Consider the following 17,386-nt stretch of genomic DNA (forward strand, 5'->3'; position numbering starts at 1 on the left):
AGCCATGATGTACATACGACTGATCAACAAGCAGCTGGCAAGGATGTCTCTTAAGGCCAAGGCCATAGGCTGCTGAGGATCGGTTCTGTCTCCGTATGTTAATCACGGCTCGTGCTATCAGTACCCCGCGCTATTCGTGGCAACGGTCTACCGATCTACCGGGCGACGGGCATGCAACGCTCCCGCGGAGCCGCCTAGCTTGATAAGGCAGGTCACAGCCATCACGCCGGCAGCGTGGCGTCCCGGTGCCGGAACGCGGCTTGCCGGACGCAGTGGATGAAGTAGTCGGACGGTGCGCTCAGGATCGCGCCTTCACGTTGCAGCAAAGCCATCTGCAGCGTGGGTGGGTCCTCCGGCAGATTCAATTGGACCAACTGAGAGTCGGGGTCGAGAATCAGCACGTGCCGCGTCAGCGCCATCACGGTGTCAACGTTGAGCAGCAACTTGCTCGTCAGCAGGTTCGAGGTGCAACGCGTGATGCGGCGGGGCGGCGGCAGGCCATAGCGCGCGAACGCCGCTTCGAGATAGCGCGGAAACTGTTCCGTACCATCGGCGTGCAGCCATTCGGCATCCTGCAGCTCGGCGAAGCTGGTCGCGCTGGCATGACGGCTGCCCCGGCGCGTCGCGAAGGCGGTCGGAAACGATAACAGCGGCTCGCAGGTCACGAAGGCATCGGCCGGCGGTGCGCCCGGTATCGCCGCCAAAGCGAAGTCCAGGCGGCTATTGCGAAGGTTGTCGAGCAACTTCGGCAGGTTCCACTCGCGGAACTCGACGGCCACCTCAGGCATAGCCGAGCGAAACGGCACAAACGCCTCCGCAATTAGCGTAGCACCAGCTAGCGGCGATAGACCGATGCGCAATTGTCCGCCCACCACGCCGCGCAACTCCGCCATATCTGCCTCGGCGCGCTCGAACTCATGCACGATCAGACGCGCGCGCGTCAGCAGTCGGCGGCCCTCGTCGGTAATCGATACCCCCCACGAGTTGCGAGTGATCAATGACACCCCAACTTCGGATTCCAGCTCGCGCATGGTACGCGTGACGGCAGGCTGACTCACGCACAGGGTTCGCGCGGCCGCATTGATGCTGCCTTGTTCGGCGATGGCGGTGAGGGCCCGCAAATGGTGCAACTTCATGTCTACACGGCTCTAGGTAGGGGCGACGATCACGCGCTCGCGACGCTATAACGCATCGTTATCCACATCCGGATTTATGCGTACTCGCCTGCTAGTTATTTTCATAGCATGACGTCTTTGTATCAACGGCGTTACAACGTGTGAAACGCGAGCGAGATACTACCGCGCCCCTGTGGCCGACAGCAACGCATTCCAGGTGTCCGCGCTTACCGGTCGATCGCTTGCAGACACCCCGTATTCATCAAGAGGAGAAGTCATGAAACGTTTGGTTCTCTGCGCGCTGGCCTTGGCTGCTGCCATAGCAGTCTCGTCCGGGTGTTCCGATAGCAATGCGGCCAGCCCCACCTATGACAGCGCGCTCGACAGCGCCTCCAGAGCACAACAACCGGCCCTTATGCAGATGCTGGAGCAGTTGGTCAATATCGAAACCGGTACAGGCGACCCCGTTGGCATGCCGCAAATGGCTGACTATCTCGCCCAGCAGTTGGCGGGACTCGGCGCGACGGTCAGTCGCCAGCAGGCTGCTGCCGGTGTCGTCGGCGAGAACATCGTTGGACGGCTCAAGGGCACGGGCTCGGTCAGAATCCTGATGATCGCGCATATGGACACGGTATACCCGCGCGGCTATCTCGCGAAGGCACCGTTTCGCGTTGACGGCAATCGCGCCTACGGACCAGGCATCGCGGACGACAAAGGCGGCATCGCGGTTATCCTCAATTCGCTCGCTATTCTCAAGGCGCGCGGCTTCAGCGAGTATGGCGAGATCGTCGTCATGTTCAACACCGACGAAGAGAAGGGCTCCTTCGGTTCGCGCGATCTCATTCAACAGCTGGCGGCCGGGGCCGACTATGTCATTTCGCATGAGCCCAGCGGCGAAACGGAAGGCATCGGCCTGGCCACCTCGGGTATTGCTTACGTCGAAGCCAAAATCACGGGCAAGGCGGCCCACGCCGGCGTCGCCCCAGAACTCGGTGTCAACGCGCTGACGGAAGCGGCCGATCTGATTCTGCGCACGCAGGACATCGACGACAAAGCCAAGGAGATGCGCTTCAACTGGACGCTGGCCAAGGCGGGCAGCGCATCGAATGCGATTCCTGATTCCGCTACACTGAACGCCGACGTCCGCTATGGACGGAACGAAGACCTCGACGCAATCCAGTCAATGCTTTCCGAGCGGGCGCAACGCAAGCGCCTAGCGGCTGCCACGGTGGAGGTCAGCATCACGCCCGGACGTCCGGCATTCAACGCCAACGATGGCGGCAAGTTCCTCGCCAGCAAGGCGGCAGCCATCTATCAGGAGCTGGGCTATACGCTGACCGTATCCGATACCCGCACCGGTGGCGGCACGGACGCCGCTTACGCAGCGCTCTCAGGAAAACCAGTCGTCGAGAGCATGGGACTGCCCGGCTTCGGTTATCACACCTCGTCGGCGGAATACGTGCTGATCGATGCGATCCCGCGTCGCCTTTATCTGAGCACGCGCATGCTGATGGACCTCAGCCGCGGCCGCTGAGTATGGAGCTGCCCCATTTAACGGATAGCTACCAGATACAGGCAATGGGCGCAATCAAGGGGTTCCAAAAGGCCAGAAATAGGGGCACTGATGCCAACTCGTGGTTACATATACCTACCCGTGTTTCGCGGGCTTTCCGGCGAGGTCCTGCAGCGCTCGGCGTAGTGCGACCGTGGTGACCTTGTTGAGTCCCTTTTCATGAATCAGGGCCCGTTCGCTCGCCCACGGGTACCAAAGCTCTTTTTGGCTACGATCATTCCCGCGCTATACCAATCGACCATCAGTATCCGATCGCAAGAGCTGACGGGTCGCCTTGGCGAATGGACGAGCGCATCGAGGCGGCCCGATACTCAATGCGCAACCAAAAATGCCTCTTAAAGCATTTTTATACTCGTTTAAGAGGCCAGAAGCTCACAAAGCACAAACTTGACTGATCCGGAGAATTTCCTAATGTGAAAATCCGACCGCACCGCGTCCGCTGCGTCTGTTTCGCTGCCCTATGCAGCCCCTAGACTCCCGCTGACATGAACATCGTTCTGCTTCGCAATCAAAGCCGCGCGCTGATTTTGCCTGCTGGCAAGGATCTATTAGCGTGCCCGCCGGTGGTGCGCTATTGGTTAGGCCAACCGTACTCCGAATGCGTGACCGAACTTACCCCGGACACTCCGATGCCGGGGATTTTTCCACCGCTAGTACTCGCAGAAGTCTTGCAGAAGGGATATTGCGCGCTCGATATCTACGGTGTGGTGCGTGCCTTCAAGGAAGCACCGATGGTCGAGGCGAGGGAGCAGGACGCTAGGGATCTGCTGCGACGCGAGAAACCTTAGCCGGAACCCGCTGATAGTCCTGTCAGGCCACGCCCGCAGCTAGGTATGCGCCAGGCCCATCGACGGGCGAAGGCTCAGGCGAGTTGCACAACCTGATCGGCATCGCACTCGCCTAACGAGACGACTAACAGTCCGAATAATCCGTTGGATGCCGCCAGGGGCCCTCCGGGCAAACGCGAACCGTCATCCTGCCGGCTGATCAGCTAAGCTTACGCTGCGGTGGCAAGAGGCCAAATCTGGCCAGCGCCCTAACGTTGGTCTCGACGTACGTGACCATGCCATCGATCTTTATCGCTAGGTAATGATCGAAGCAGGCTGCGTCTTGCGAGACGGCCACGGTCTCCGCGGCATCGAATGCCGCCAACAGCTTCTCGCGCTCAACGTGCCCTCCCAACCAGCCAAACATGCGGATGAACGTGTGAACCTTTGGCCTGCGCGGGATGAGCTTCTCTGCCTCGTCGGCAGTGATAAAAATCTGAGACATGATGATGAGCCTTGAACAGGGCGGCGCCTGTGTAGTTATCGGCGTGAAAGCGACTCAAGTCAGCCCATCCGAAGTGGGATGAAGGGATGGTGGAATGTTGCCGCGGCCTCTGTTACCTCGGAATTGAGCTTGACGACGCCCTTGAGATGGCGGAGCAGACTGAAGCGTGACAAACCGCCGGCCGGCGCGCGTGCGCGCTACGATCTGCTAATCATGCCCAACACGCCGATAAGCGCACCCCGCATCGACGAAGGAGAAACCCTAATCGATGGCGACCGCTAGGAAACGAGAGCGGCTCTCCTGAGTCTGGCCAGCGCTTGGAGCGCCACGGAGCTCTCGGCGCTTACTTGCCCGCCCGTTGCGTCGTGTGGCTTCCTGTCGGAGGGCAAATCATCGCGTCTTCCGCGCGCGACGAGTGACTTTTCTGGATATTTGCATCTCGCTCTGACTTCGCTATCTCATTCCGGGCTCAAAGTTGCAGGGTTGTCGTCCTCGCCATGGAAGCGGGGCGTGGTGAGCTCGGAAAGCTCGCTTGTCAGCCTTGCCGAAACGAAAATTGACGAAGGCCCGCACCTTTGGCAGGGGATGGCGGGTTGCCGGCCACAAAAGAGACAGCGAACCACCTTGATTGAAGTTACCTGAGAGAAGCTCGACAAGCGATCCCTGAGCGATATGGAGCCGCACGGCAAAATCCGGAACGCATGCAATGCCGTGACCGCGCATCGCGCTGGCGAGCCACCATCGATACGGTCTTGCCCGGCTCCAGGCTCTCTCGAACCCTCGCCGCCTTTTCCTCCGCCGACCACCGCCGCCGACGCTCCGGCCCCGTCAATACTTCCATCACTTCCTGCTTGCTATTAGGTCTAAACACAGTCGTATGCCTACCCGCTATTTTAAGGTAGAGACCATGTCCGGCGATTCAGGGGCTGATCCAGTCGGCTGGCTGATGGAGGGGAAATAGTGGCATACGAACTGAGGCGAGCTTCCCCGTGTGCTGCGTTGCCGTCTTAGTGTCAACGCCAATCGAATGTTGCATGAATATGGCGGACGAAAATTGCATGGCCGAGTCGGGTCACGTCATAGATCTCGTTCGTCGGGCGCGACGATCTGAATCTGGAGGGTCCAATAGGTCGTCGCGCAGCGCACGAAGATGCTCGGCGTGTTCACGCATGCGATAGCTGTTGCCGCGGATGTTCACCAAATGGCAGTGATGAAGGACTCGATCAATGAGCGCCGCTGCCATGACTTCGTCTCCGAACACAGAGCCCCATTCTTCGAATCCTTTGTTCGACGTCAGCACTGTCGATGCTCGCTCGTAACGCCGGTTCATGAGCTGGAAGAAGAGGACTGCACCCGCGTGAGTGATAGGTAGATAGCCGATCTCGTCGACAACCAGAACTGCAGGGTGGGAGAGCACGGCGAGTCGGCGCATTAGCTGGCCGGCAGCTTGAGCCTCTTCGAGAGACGCGATCAGATCGATCAGTGTGCCGTAGTACACGCGGCGACCGCGCTGCGCGGCGGCGATGGCAAGGCTGATCGCGAGATGGCTCTTGCCTACGCCTGGAGGGCCGAGGAGGACAACGTTCTCCTTGCGTTCTACGAAACCAAGCTCATGCAGGCTCTCGATCTGCTCGCGCTTGATTGAGGGCTGGAAGGCGAAATCGAAGCCCTCCAGCGTCTTTATTGCAGGTAGCCGGGAAGAACGCATTGCTGCCTGAAGCCGGCGATTGTTACGTAGCGTGATCTGAGCGCCGAGCAGGCGTTGGATAGCTTCCGAGGCAGTGAGCTGGCCACCATCGACTTCGCTGAGAATCTGATCCGCCGCTTCCAGCGCGCCGGGCATCTTGAGGTCTGCCAGCATGCTCCGAATTGATTCCCGCGGGGAGCGTGCATTGTTCATCGAAAGCCTCCCGTCAGATTGCGATAAACACTCAGCGGGCGACGCTCTACTTGCGGCAAAGACGGCGGCAGCTTGGCGCGTCCCGTGTCCGGTATGGCGACAACACTGCGATACGCCGTTCGCGCCAACGGCTGCAGCGTGGCAAGTTCACCTCGCAGAAATCGAGCGTCTGGCGCCTCTCCCGTGGTCCGATGAATACGTCGATTGGCCTTCTGGGTGACCCATGACATCGCTTGTGTGTTCAGGTCGGCATCATTGAGGAACGATCGGCCATAGAAGAAGCTCTGGCGAACGTAGCCAATCGGTCGTTCGACCTTGCCCTTCGTCTGAGCGCGGTACGGACGACATGCACGGATGCGGAAGCCCCAGTGTCCGGCGAAGCGCGCGAACTCTGCGTTCTCGAGCACCTTCCCGCCATTGGGACGTTGGTCTTCCACCACCACGGCCTTCATCTGGTCGAACAACAGCTCGACAGGCACACCGCCGAAAAAGGCGAATGCCTGCTCCAGGCCGCGCATCAGAACCTCCATGCTCTGACGCGGATAGAACTGCAGCCAAAGGCGGCGCGAGTAGCTCAGCACGACGAGCAAGGCGTAGCGCCGACCCCACGGCAAGCGGAATTCGGCGAAGTCGACTTGAGCCTGGCGGCCTGCGGGCGTCTCGAAGCGCACGACCGGCTCCGGCACTGCGCCAGGACGAGCCTTGCGCACGAACTCCTTGACCTGCGTATAGCCCCCCTCGTAGCCGGCCGCGCGGATCTCCTCGAACAAGCGCGTGGCGCTCAGCCTTGGATACTCCGCCAGTCTCGCTGTGATGATGCCGCCGAAGCGATCGATCTTGTGCGACACCTGCGGCCGCGGGCTGTAGCGCACGGGGGCATGATCCTGGCCTCGATCTAGCTCGCCGGAATCGATCCAGTAGTAAAGCGTGCGAAGGCTCACGCCCAGTTGCCGGGCGATCTCAGCCTTGGGCAGCCCTTGCTCCAGGTAGTGACGCAATAGCACGCGTTGTTCCCTCCCGTACATGGCCGGCTCCACACTCTCTCGTGAAGCTTCCACCTTGCACGACCGTGCAAAATTCGTCCGCCAATACCATGCAATTTACGTCCGCCACCCACACTTAGCCGGTAGAAGCGCGATAATTACTCGCTCAATCAGCACTCGTAGCCGCGAGCTGTGGATATTCGGGGCGACGCCGGTGGTCCGCTGAAAGACCCCAAAACAGCTTGCGCCAGCTAGTGCCTCCGCCACTAGCAGAAGGGTTCAACCGTCACCTTAAACCTTGAGTGTTCCGCAATAAACGCCGTGCCAGCACGTGCCTGTATTGCTCCCAGATCGGTCATCACGCTTCCCGTGCGGGCCACAGAATCAGGCGTTCGCGAGCAGCTAGCATCAAGTGGCAGCAGACTGCCGTAGAGAAATAGCCGGTCTGCCACGACTCCCTACCCATTACCCTTTTAGGGGGCGCCTACTTATCGGCGCCGCAGCCCGATCTTTACCGCGATTTACCTCATTTAACTTCTGTCGAATCACATAAAAGTATATCGTAAGGCACTACGTGCACCTCACGTGTGAACCCCCGGCACCCGTTATCTAAGGCGAGAGCGATGCGCGGAGATGAGACCAGGGCGCCCGCTTACTGTCGATTGGAGACGAGTCTTGCCATGAGCGCATTCTACGTGTTCGACAATTGTCAGCTTATCCCCGCGCGTCAACTTCTGCTTCGCGCCGGCCAGCCAGTTAAAGTTGGAGGGCGCGCATTCTCGATCCTCCTAGCACTGGTGCAACGACCGGGAGAGATCGTTAGCGCCGCTTACCTGCTCCAAGAAGTTTGGCAAGCGACGGTGGTCGAACCAAGCAATCTGAAGGTGCATGTTGCCGCCCTGCGACGTGCTCTAGGTGACCAGAACAACGAGCCGCGGCTGATCTCGACCATAGTGGGACGCGGATATCGGTTCATTGCGCCCGTCGTCCAGTACGAAGTACCCGCCAGTTTTCAACAGGCCACCTCCAGCGTGCGACCAAGAATCGTGGACCCCATCACCATGTTTGAAATTTCGATATAGGGATGTATGTCCGGGCAGCAACTTTAAGTCAGGACTGCGACTCTGCTCAGCGCAAACCTCTCAGGGCATGACACTCGGCCAGTGAGATTGTGCAGCCTACCTTCACCCTCGTCGCTGAAGGTCGCCCCTCGCCTCCCCCAGATTACCACTGAGCGCCAGGCACGAAGAGTCTCTGCGAGAAACACTGAATTCAAGAGATTTATAAGTAACTTATGGCATGTCGGATTTTTGGGCGCGGATGCGCTTATGCCGTAGTCGCAGATTGAACCGACGCAAGTGAGCACCATTCTCATCGAACGCATGCGTGTTTGCTCAACAGTGCGGATCGACCAATATTATTAGGGTTACAAGAGGAATCGCCTGCGCGCTTCACCGCTTCAGTTCCGCGTTTATTGGCAGCGACTCGCCCCTCGAACAGGGCGGTGATCTTTAGTGCGCTAGAATCGCGCGCAGGCGACCCAGATTGGACGCCACCGACCTCGCTGAACGCGGCAGGACGGTACATATCTATAACCTCGGGTACGGTCCATGTCTTGCCACTTTCCCCCTGGCGCTTGCGCTCGCCACTTCGCCTTATTCCCCGCCACCCACCGCAAACGCCGGTTGCTTGCGAAGCTCCAAAGGCACCGCACGATACTCTGGGTGCTATTGGCGTTGCTACTCACCTACGTGCTGTCCGGCTGCGGCAATGACGATGCGGGGCTTCAGTCCCCCTCCGGGCTGACCTACAGCATGACCTCGTCTACCTATCAGGTCGGCGCTGCGATTGTGGCGAATCGCCCAACCGCAAGTGGTGGCGCAGTCGACCACTATACGATCACGCCCGCACTGCCAGCCGGCCTCTTGATCGATCCGGTCACCGGCGTCATCAGCGGCACACCCATTATCGCGAGTGTGCCGACCGTCTATATGGTCACGGCGCACAACGCGACCGGCAGCGCCACCGCACGCGTAGAGATCGAAGTGCGCAGCATCGCAGCCGTTCCGGCGACGCTGACCTATCGCGAAGCGACAGTCACCTACTCGATCGGCGTCGCCATCACCGCCAACACACCCACGAGTAGCGGTGGCCCGATCACGTCCTACAGCGTCACGCCGGCGCTTCCGGCCGGTCTTTCGCTTGACCCCCAGTCCGGCGTAATCACCGGCACGCCAACCGCTATCACGCCGGAGGCGATCTACACTGTAACCGGAAGCAACGCGGCAGGAAGCACCACGGCACAGCTGCAGATTACTGTGCAGGCCAGCGTCCTCGCCCCCACCGGCCTGACGTTTTCCACGCTGTCTGCCCTCTACGTCACGACCGAACCGATTACGCCGAACGCGCCCATGGCGACTGGCGGCCCGATTGCCACATTCAGCGTCTCACCAGCGCTACCTTCCGGCCTGAGCCTCAACGCGACTACGGGGGTCATTAGCGGTACGCCTGCGGCAGTCCAATCGTCGGTTGTCTACACCATTACCGGCAGTAACGCTGCCGGCAGCGTGCAGGCACAGGTGCGAATCACTGTGACCTCGCGGGGCACCTGGAGCACAGCCGCGCCACTCCTTGTGCCTGTGCATTACTTCACAGCCACCCGCCTGAACGACGGCCGCGTGCTGGTCGCTGGCGGATTTGGCGCCAGTGGCATTACCGCCCGGGCGGAACTCTTTGACCCCGCAACCAATACCTGGCAGCTTACCGGCACAATGCAATCCGCGCGCAGTGGGCACACAGCGACGCTGCTGCCCGACGGCCGCGTGCTGGTTGCGGGCGGTGAGGCCACCTTTCCGGTGGCCATCGACAGCGCCGAAACCTACGATCCGGCTACCGGCGTCTGGACGCCGGCTGGCAACATGAGCGAGGCGCGAGAGAACCATACCGCCACGCTGCTGCAAAACGGCAAGGTGCTAGTCGCAGGCGGCTTTGCTCTGAGCGGCAGCGTGACCTTTCGAAACAGCATGGACCTTTTCGATCCAGCCACCAATGCGTGGACGCCGATGACAACGGCATTGGCTGTCCCACGCGGACAGCATGCGGCGGGCCTCCTGCCGGATGGCAACGTTTTGCTGATGGGTGGAGTGAACGGACTCGGCTTTATTGCAAATGCCGAGCGAGTCGCAGTCGACGATAGCGGTACGACGACCGAGGCATTCCCTATATCTGGCAACGTGACCGTAGCAACTCGACTTGCCGATGGGACCTTCCTTGCCTCGACCGACGGCTCTATCAATGCCCAGCGCTACACACCGTCCGCATCCACCTGGACTACCAGCACGATGCTATTACAACGGTCGATACCAACGATCACAACGCTCGCAGACGGGCGCGTACTTGTAGCGGGCGGCACCACGGCCGGTGGCATTCGTACAACGTCGACCGAAATCTACAACCCCGATACCAATACTTGGACCGTCGGCGCCCCAATGGCTACCGGCCGGAACGCGGCCCAAGCTGTACTGCTTGCCGACGGCACCGTGCTTATGATCAGCGGATTCAGCGGCAGTGGCGAAGTGCCCACCGTCGAGCGCTTCCAGCCTTAGTTGGAGTATCGAGAGTCCAGTGCTGGCGAGGGCAGCGTGCTTACGCTGTCCCCGCCACTAGGTATTCGGATTTGGTCGCTCCTCGGTTATGCAGGGTGCCGCACGCCTGTGCGTTCATTGCAGTGCGATCCGGAAGTTACGCCTGCAAATCCAACTCGACTTTCGCAGCCGATAACAACGGGCGCTATGTGAAGATTCGGTTGATGACGAAGCAAAGTGTGCCTGTTCCCCGCTGCAGTCGGCAATCTGCCTGTTCCCAATGGACGGCGGCGAAGGGTCCGCGTCTGCGAATGGCCGCCACTTTGCGAAGTTCTCCTGGCAAACGGTCGCTTGCCGGCCAAAAGCGGCGGAAAGACGTTTTGGCGTAACGCCGCAACAGTACCGCCCCAACTCTCGGCCCCCGAATGAAGGCGACAAGGACTGAGGTGTCTGTTGAGTGTTGGCCAAACTATCAGCTCGCTCATGAGACCGCGGAACTCCCACGCGCCGCGCTGCCGGTTTTGGGAGGGGTCGTCCGCCTGATCTACACCTTGTGTGTTGATAGGTGCGACGAGAGGTATGCCCGTACCAGCATACGATGATCGACGGCATATCGGAGACTCGTTGCGCAACTGATTCTTGGCATCGGAGTCGGCGGTATGCAGAGGTCGCTGTTCGCAAGGCACACGCGAGCGTCCGATTCTGTACGATATGTCGGATTCAGACGTGCCGCCCTACGCTCCAATTTGTTCGCCCGATGATAAGCTGTTGCGACCATGTCCGTCATCGATATCCCCGACAGCGCTCTTGCTCGTGCCGCGACCCAACTGATCCGCGATACCGAAAGCGAGATGCTGTTTGCTCACTCGGTGCGCGTCTACCTCTGGGGCGCCATGATCGGCCGGCGCCGCGCGCAGAGCTTCGATCTCGAGATGCTTTACATCGCGGCGATGTTCCATGACATCGGTCTCACCGACCAATATCGCGACAGCGAGTTGCGCTTCGAAGTCGATGGTGCTCACGCAGCACGCGATTTCCTGCGTAGCCATGGCATCGCGGAAGCGGACGTCGAGCGGGTATGGCTGGCCATCGCGCTTCACACCACGCCCGGCATTCCCGAGCATCTGCATCCCGAAATCGCACTTGTGCAGGCCGGCGCTGGCATGGATGTGGCAGGGCGCGGCTACGACGACTTCACCGATGCGCAGCGCAATGCAGTAGTGTCTGCTTACCCGCGAGGCGACGGCTTCGGCGCGCGCATGATCGATGCGTTTTACGCAGGCATGGCGCACCGTCCGGCGAGCACCTTCGGCACGTTCAACGACGACTTCCTGGCGCACAAGGATTCCGGCTTCCAGCGCGTCGATCTGTGTCGCATCATCCTGAGTTCCCGCTGGGAGACCTGATCCCCTGAGGTGAGCCTTCTCGCTCAAGTGACGGCCGGATGATCAGCAAACGTCCTTAGCAGGAAGTCCATAACCACCCGTATCTGCGGCGAATAGCGCAGGTCTCGATGCACCGCCATCCAGATGTCCTGAAAGAAGGCTTCGCCGTTGTGCGAGAGGCGCTGTAATGTCATATCGCGCTCAGCAAGGAAGTCCGGTAGGCCCGCCACACCAGCGCCTGCTCGCGCTGCTATCAGGTGGTTGTTGATATCCTTGATCTCGCAGGATATGGGCCTTCCCTTTGCAACCCCCATTAGCCATGCGCGCTGCCGCACGCCAGCAAATCCTGCGTCGTAGGCGATGAATTCCCATGCGGATGGATCGTGCAGATGTGCATAGTCCTTGCTGGCGTACAAGCTAAACGACACGCGTCCTAGCTTTCTTACGACACTCGTCGGCTCATCCGGCCGCGTCATTCTCAGGACGACATCCGCCTCCCGCCGGCTGAGAGACACCTGCCGCGCCTCGCCGCGGACAGAAAGCTGTATGCCGGGATTTTCATGCCGAAAACCCGCAAGATGCTTTAGCAGGAAATTCGCCATCAGCGCGGGCGGTGCGCTCACCGTTACCTTGCCGCTGGGTGGACTACGGCTCGCATCGAGGAGGCGTTCGATTGCGTCGGCGGCCTCTTCCATCGCCTGCGCGAGTTCATATACACGTTGGCCCAGCGGCGTGAGGCTGCAAGCCCTGGGCAGCCGTTCGATCAGGCGCGCGTGGATTTTCGCCTCCAGTGCAGCGAGACGACGACTGATCGTGGCGTGATCTACCTCGAGGTGTCGTGCCGCACCTGACATCGTTCCCAGGCGAGCAACGGCCAGAAAGTAACGAATGCTTTCCCAATCGGTCATCTGTGCATTTTCGCGGGGATGGGTTGCGAGTCTGGGGAGTATCCGCGCAGTCCGGAGATCCGTATGCTCACTGCTATTCATCATTCCCGCAAGGAAGTTCCTCATGTCTCGTCTGAATACCACCAAAATGTCCGAATTGAAGCTATCCGCCGCACGGGCACTGGTGCTGCTTGCATTTGGCGCTTCACATGCGTACGCGGCCGCCGCACCGGATGATTACTTCCATACCGGAGCCGGCGCCAGATATCTGCGCCGTGCCGATGAAGACATCGTCGCGAAGCCGCTGCGCGGCGGTGTGACCGTCCTGATGGGTTCCGGCGGCAACATTACCGTCCTGACGGGCGAAGACGGCAAGTTCCTCGTTGACGCTGGCATCAGCAAGAAGCATGAGAAGGTTCGGGCCGCGCTCGATCGGCTAGGAGACGCACCGATCCGTTACGTGGTCAACACGCATTGGCATTGGGACCACACCGACGGCAATGCGTGGATGCATGAAGCCGGGGCCACTATTGTTGCCCATGAGAATACAGCGCGGCACTTGACCGAGACGACGCATGTGAACGCGTGGAATTGGACCTTCGATCCCGTCCCCGCGGCGGCACGCCCGACCGTATTGATTGACGACAGAAAGGAGTTCGACTTCGCAGGCACCACGATTGATGTCGAGAACTTCGGATACGGCCATACCGACGGCGACTTGTGGGTCTATTTCAAGGATGCCGATGTTCTGGCGCTTGGCGATACCTTCTGGAACGGCTTCTATCCGTACATCGATAACGAGGACGGTGGCAGCATCGACGGCGCCATCAAATGGGCCAGCGAAGCCGTCGCTCGGACGACGGACCACACGATCGTGGTACCCGGTCACGGCGCGGTGGGTACTCGCGCTCAGTTGATCGCATTCCGCGATATGCTCGTCACCGTCCGCGCAAATGTGGCAGCGCTAAAACATCAGGGCAAGACCATCGACGAAATCGTTGCTGCTCGACCGACAGCTGCCTTCGATGACAAATGGGGAAATTTCGTCTTCAACGGCGAGCAGTTTACCCGGATGGTTTTTGCAGGCCTGAATTCCCGCGGGAGTTAACCCTTCGCGGCGCTCGCCGCTATCTGGAGATCTCGAGTCGCCGGCAAATACGCTGGTGACGCGCTCCACGTTGCTGTACTCGCGATCGCCGCGTTGACCGATGTGACCGTACCCCGCGCACATGCCCCTCTTGCTGATCTGCGTCAGCTGGCGGCGCTGAGTACAAACAGCCACGCCCGTTGAATAGAAAAGAACCGCCGTGGCTACCGTGAGAGCCAGTGGCGGTTGAACTACTATTGGGACAACGCCGCCAGTATCAATGTGGAAGTCAACGCTTTCAATTCAATTCTGACTGGCCAGAATCTCGGCCAATAGGCCGATCGCCGAGCGGCGGACGGAGTACGAAGCAGACACCTCGTTGCAGAGTGGTTCGATCGCTGTCAGGGCCGTATGGTCCGCGCCTCTTGACCTGCTGCCTCAAGGGTTGGACGGCGTCGGGTAGTCGGTCGACTCTGCCAAGGACCTCCACGCTTCCGTCTCCGTCGTGACATACGCGTTCTTCGCGCCAATCGCCTTCAGCGTATCTGTGCCCAGCGGCAGACGCAGTGGCACTGCGGGAGCGTCGACCAGTTTGACGACGGCGGCCGCAAGCCGTGCCGGATCCCCAGGTTGATGGTGATTGATCACGGGCGCGAGTTCGCGCAGCTTGCCCGACGTCTCCGCATAGTCGGCAATGACCTCTTCCGCGATGAGAACAGATGAGCGATCGAGGAAGTCGGTACGAAAAAAACCGGGTTCGATCATGGTTGCGTGAATGCCGAGCGGCTTGAGCTCGGCATGTATCGCTTCCGTAATGCCCTCGACGGCGAATTTCGTTGCGCTATACACGCCCACGCCCGCAGCGGCCTGATAGCCAACGATCGACGAGAGGTTGATGACGTGACCGGCCCGCTGCTGGCGCATGATGGGCAGCACGGCGCGCGTCACGCTCAGCAGCCCGAACACGTTGGTCTCGAAGATGCGGCGGACATCGGCATCGCTCGACTCCTCGACCGCGCCGAGCAATCCGAAGCCGGCATTGTTGACCAGTACGTCGATGCGGCCGAACTTGTCGATCGCGGCGGCAACGGCGGCGTGGACTTGCTGTGCGTCGGTGACGTCGAGCGGGAGAGTCAGCAAGGCCGGCGCGTCGCCGAGGCGTTCGATGACGGCATTCACATTGCGGCCGGTGGCGACTACCGCGTTCCCGTCCGCCAGCGCGGCTTTGGCGATGAGCGCACCCAAGCCACGGGAGGCGCCAGTCACGAACCAGACTCGCTTGAACTGTGGGAGATGGGGATTCATTCGGACTCCTTCGATTGGATTGGCCGAACTATGGATCACGGCGTGACAGGAAACTAGCGGGAAAAATAGAGAATCTATTTTCCATCCACGCAAAAATCCCGAAGATCGTTCTGTGGCGCCGGTTGGGAGGAGATGTCAGTCGCCGGGGTCGCTCGAGTGGGAAATATTGCGTTTTACTTCGCGCCTCGCATTCCTATAGTTCGCCTCAACAAACTTTCGCTATAGGTGTGGATATGAAACTCGCCGTTCCCCTTCTCGCCGCTGCCGCATTCGCGATGCTGACCAACGAATTCAACATCATCGGCATCATCCCGTTGATTGCTCGCGACCTCGACGTGCCGATACCAAAGGTCGGCTTGCTGGTGACTGCGTTCGCCTTCACGGTCGCTATCGCCGGCCCATTCCTGACCTTGCGGCTACGCGGCTTGGAACGACGCCTGTTGTTCACGGGCGTGCTCGCCGTCACCGCCGTCGGCGCCGCGGTCGCCGCCTTCGCTCCCAGCTACGCCGTCTTGGCCGCGGGAAGAATAGTCTCCGCGCTTGCGCTGCCAGTGTTCTGGAGTATGGCCACTTCGACGGCCGCGCGGATCGCCGGGCCAGACCATGCGGGCCGCGCCATCGCGACGGTATTTTCAGGTGTGTCCATCGCGAGCGTCGTCGGGTCGCCCATCGCGACGATTCTCGCGGACGCGTTCGGATGGCGCGTGGCATTCGGTACCGGCGCAGCGATCTGCGCGCTGGTGGCCGTGCTCATCTGGACGCTATTCCCTCGCATGACCGTCGAGGCCGAAGCGCATCCGGTGTCCCCTGTGAAGGTGCTCGCGCATCCCATCATTCTGGTGAACCTCCTGATGTCGTTCTTCGCGCTGACGGCGATGTTCACGTCGTACACCTACCTTGCCGACACCCTCACGCGTCTGGGCAACTTCACCGATGGAGCAGCGGGATGGATCCTGATGGGTTTCGGTGTCGCCGGTATCGTCGGCAATGAGGTCGCCGGTCGCTTTGTCGATGGCAGCCCGATTCGCGCGGCCATCGCCTCGATTGCGGTTGCGGGCGCCGCCATGGCGATGTTCCCCAGCGCCTTGGGGAGCGTGGCGGCAACAACCCTCACGCTCGCCATATGGGGCGCGGCACATGCGGCCGGCTTCGTGACCAATCACGTCCGCGCGATGCGCTCCGCGCCGGCGGCGCTTCAGGATCTGACAGCGTCGCTGAATGTGTCGGTGTTCAACGCGGGCATCGGCATGGGCGCAGTGGTCGGCGGCAAGGTCATCGACGCCGCGGGACTGTCGGATGTCGGTCCTGCCGGCGCGATCGTTGGCGCCCTCGCATTGAGCGTGGCCGCGGTCATCGTCATCGTTGCCCGCCGCCAGTCACGGATCAGCGTGAAGGCAGCCATAGCGGCCCGTCCCACGCTTTGAGCGCGTCGAGAAACGCCTTCAGTCGGGAAGGCATGAAGCGCCGCGTTGGATATAGCGCGTGAACGTGGACCTGCGGCGACGACCAATCCGGGAGGACTCGCACGAGGTCACCCGTCGTGAGGCGGGTGTCGGCGTATCCGGATGGGAGCAAGGCGATGCCGTGTCCGCGTAGTGCAAACGCCGTGACGATGTGGAAATCATGGGCCGCCACAGGGCCCGAGACGCGGACGGTCACCTCCCGCCGCCCCTTTACGAGATGCCAATCCGCTTCGTTGTTGCGGCCGTTGATCATCACACACGGATACTGGCTCAACTGCTCGGGCCGCGTTGGAAGGTCGTGCCGCGCGACATAGTCCGGCGAGGCGACCAGATACCGCACACTCCTGCCAAGCCGCTGCGCGACCAGGCTCGAATCCCGCAAATCCCCGAAGCGGATCGCCATATCGATGTTGTCGGCGATCAGGTCGAGAAACTCATTGGTGAAATGAAGATCGACGTGGATGCCGGGGTAACTCGTCAGGAACGCCGATAAGAAGTTGTAGAACGGGTCCTGCTCAAGCATCACGGGACCGGATACGCGCAATAGCCCTTCCGGCCTGTTCTGCGTCTGGGTAATCACGCGCTCGGCATCGTATAGGTGGCTGAGCGGCTCGCTGCACTGATCGAAATACGCCCGCCCCTGGGCCGTCAGATTGAGCTTGCGCGTTGTACGCTGCAACAGCGTCACGCCAAGGCGCTCTTCCAGGGTCGTCACCTTGCGACTGACTGTGGAAACCGGCATGCCAAGTGCCCGCGCGGCGCGGCTGAAACTCTCCAATTGCACCACCCGGACAAACACCGCGATGTCGTTCAAGTCGGTCTGCTCGGCCAT

Annotated in this window: 15 protein-coding genes and 1 pseudogene; 7 read left to right on the plus strand and 9 right to left on the minus strand. The window is 60.6% G+C overall.

What is annotated here, in order from left to right; genetic code table 11:
• Positions 1-221: 221 nt before the first annotated feature.
• Entirely contained in the window at positions 222-1,136 is a 915-nt protein-coding gene (locus FOB72_RS17535; protein ID WP_150374029.1) for a LysR family transcriptional regulator, read from the minus strand.
• Between the two features lie 256 nt (positions 1,137-1,392).
• Here FOB72_RS17535 and FOB72_RS17540 point away from each other — a divergent pair, with 256 nt between their 5' ends.
• A complete protein-coding gene (locus FOB72_RS17540; RefSeq protein WP_150374030.1) occupies positions 1,393-2,649 on the plus strand; it encodes a glutamate carboxypeptidase in 1,257 nt (418 codons plus the stop codon).
• Positions 2,650-3,173: 524 nt separating this feature from the next.
• Positions 3,174-3,476, plus strand: coding sequence for a hypothetical protein (locus FOB72_RS17545; RefSeq protein WP_150374031.1), 303 nt, complete (start codon positions 3,174-3,176; stop codon positions 3,474-3,476).
• 199 nt (positions 3,477-3,675) lie between these two features.
• Here the strand turns inward: FOB72_RS17545 and FOB72_RS17550 are convergent, their stop codons facing one another.
• From FOB72_RS17550 to istA, 5 genes and pseudogenes are all read right to left on the minus strand, one after another.
• Positions 3,676-3,960, minus strand: a complete 285-nt coding sequence (locus FOB72_RS17550) for a hypothetical protein (RefSeq protein WP_150374032.1) — start codon at positions 3,958-3,960, stop codon at positions 3,676-3,678.
• Positions 3,961-4,413: 453 nt separating this feature from the next.
• The gene (locus FOB72_RS32980) at positions 4,414-4,683 is read right to left on the minus strand and encodes a LysR substrate-binding domain-containing protein (protein WP_150374033.1); all 270 of its coding nucleotides are present in this window, start codon (positions 4,681-4,683) and stop codon (positions 4,414-4,416) included.
• 4 nt (positions 4,684-4,687) lie between these two features.
• Positions 4,688-4,801 (minus strand): annotated as a pseudogene (locus FOB72_RS17560) (transposase); the annotation flags it as partial.
• A gap of 231 nt (positions 4,802-5,032) precedes the next feature.
• Complete coding sequence (gene istB, locus FOB72_RS17565; protein WP_223851556.1) at positions 5,033-5,821, minus strand: IS21-like element helper ATPase IstB; 789 nt, start codon at positions 5,819-5,821, stop codon at positions 5,033-5,035.
• Between the two features lie 35 nt (positions 5,822-5,856).
• Positions 5,857-6,885, minus strand: coding sequence for an IS21 family transposase (gene istA / locus FOB72_RS17570; RefSeq protein ID WP_150374034.1), 1,029 nt, complete (start codon positions 6,883-6,885; stop codon positions 5,857-5,859).
• A 638-nt stretch (positions 6,886-7,523) separates the two neighbouring features.
• Here istA and FOB72_RS17575 point away from each other — a divergent pair.
• From FOB72_RS17575 to FOB72_RS17585, 3 genes are all read left to right on the plus strand, one after another.
• Positions 7,524-7,925, plus strand: coding sequence for a transcriptional regulator (locus tag FOB72_RS17575; RefSeq protein ID WP_191002266.1), 402 nt, complete (start codon positions 7,524-7,526; stop codon positions 7,923-7,925).
• Between the two features lie 603 nt (positions 7,926-8,528).
• Positions 8,529-10,448, plus strand: a complete 1,920-nt coding sequence (locus FOB72_RS17580) for a kelch motif-containing protein (RefSeq protein WP_223851557.1) — start codon at positions 8,529-8,531, stop codon at positions 10,446-10,448.
• 755 nt (positions 10,449-11,203) lie between these two features.
• Positions 11,204-11,833, plus strand: coding sequence for an HD domain-containing protein (locus FOB72_RS17585; RefSeq protein WP_150374036.1), 630 nt, complete (start codon positions 11,204-11,206; stop codon positions 11,831-11,833).
• 23 nt (positions 11,834-11,856) lie between these two features.
• Here FOB72_RS17585 and FOB72_RS17590 read toward each other — a convergent pair whose 3' ends face one another.
• Positions 11,857-12,720 (minus strand): LysR family transcriptional regulator, encoded by an 864-nt coding sequence (locus tag FOB72_RS17590; RefSeq protein ID WP_150374037.1) that lies wholly within the window; start codon positions 12,718-12,720, stop codon positions 11,857-11,859.
• A 103-nt stretch (positions 12,721-12,823) separates the two neighbouring features.
• Between FOB72_RS17590 and FOB72_RS17595 the strand changes: the two genes are divergently transcribed.
• Positions 12,824-13,807, plus strand: coding sequence for an MBL fold metallo-hydrolase (locus FOB72_RS17595; protein WP_223851558.1), 984 nt, complete (start codon positions 12,824-12,826; stop codon positions 13,805-13,807).
• Between the two features lie 417 nt (positions 13,808-14,224).
• Here the strand turns inward: FOB72_RS17595 and FOB72_RS17600 are convergent, their stop codons facing one another.
• On the minus strand, positions 14,225-15,091 hold the full coding sequence (locus tag FOB72_RS17600; RefSeq protein WP_150374038.1) for an oxidoreductase: 867 nt from the start codon (positions 15,089-15,091) through the stop codon (positions 14,225-14,227).
• A 233-nt stretch (positions 15,092-15,324) separates the two neighbouring features.
• Between FOB72_RS17600 and FOB72_RS17605 the strand changes: the two genes are divergently transcribed.
• Positions 15,325-16,515 carry an MFS transporter gene (locus FOB72_RS17605; protein ID WP_150374039.1) on the plus strand — a complete coding sequence of 397 codons (1,191 nt, stop codon included), beginning with the start codon at positions 15,325-15,327 and terminating at the stop codon, positions 16,513-16,515.
• On the opposite strand, the gene FOB72_RS17610 is transcribed toward FOB72_RS17605, so the two are convergent.
• Entirely contained in the window at positions 16,475-17,386 is a 912-nt protein-coding gene (locus tag FOB72_RS17610; protein WP_150374040.1) for a LysR family transcriptional regulator, read from the minus strand. The two genes, FOB72_RS17605 and FOB72_RS17610, sit on opposite strands and share 41 nt — an antisense overlap.

Origin of the sequence: Cupriavidus pauculus, from assembly GCF_008693385.1 — a bacterium.
GTDB lineage: Bacteria > Pseudomonadota > Gammaproteobacteria > Burkholderiales > Burkholderiaceae > Cupriavidus > Cupriavidus pauculus_D.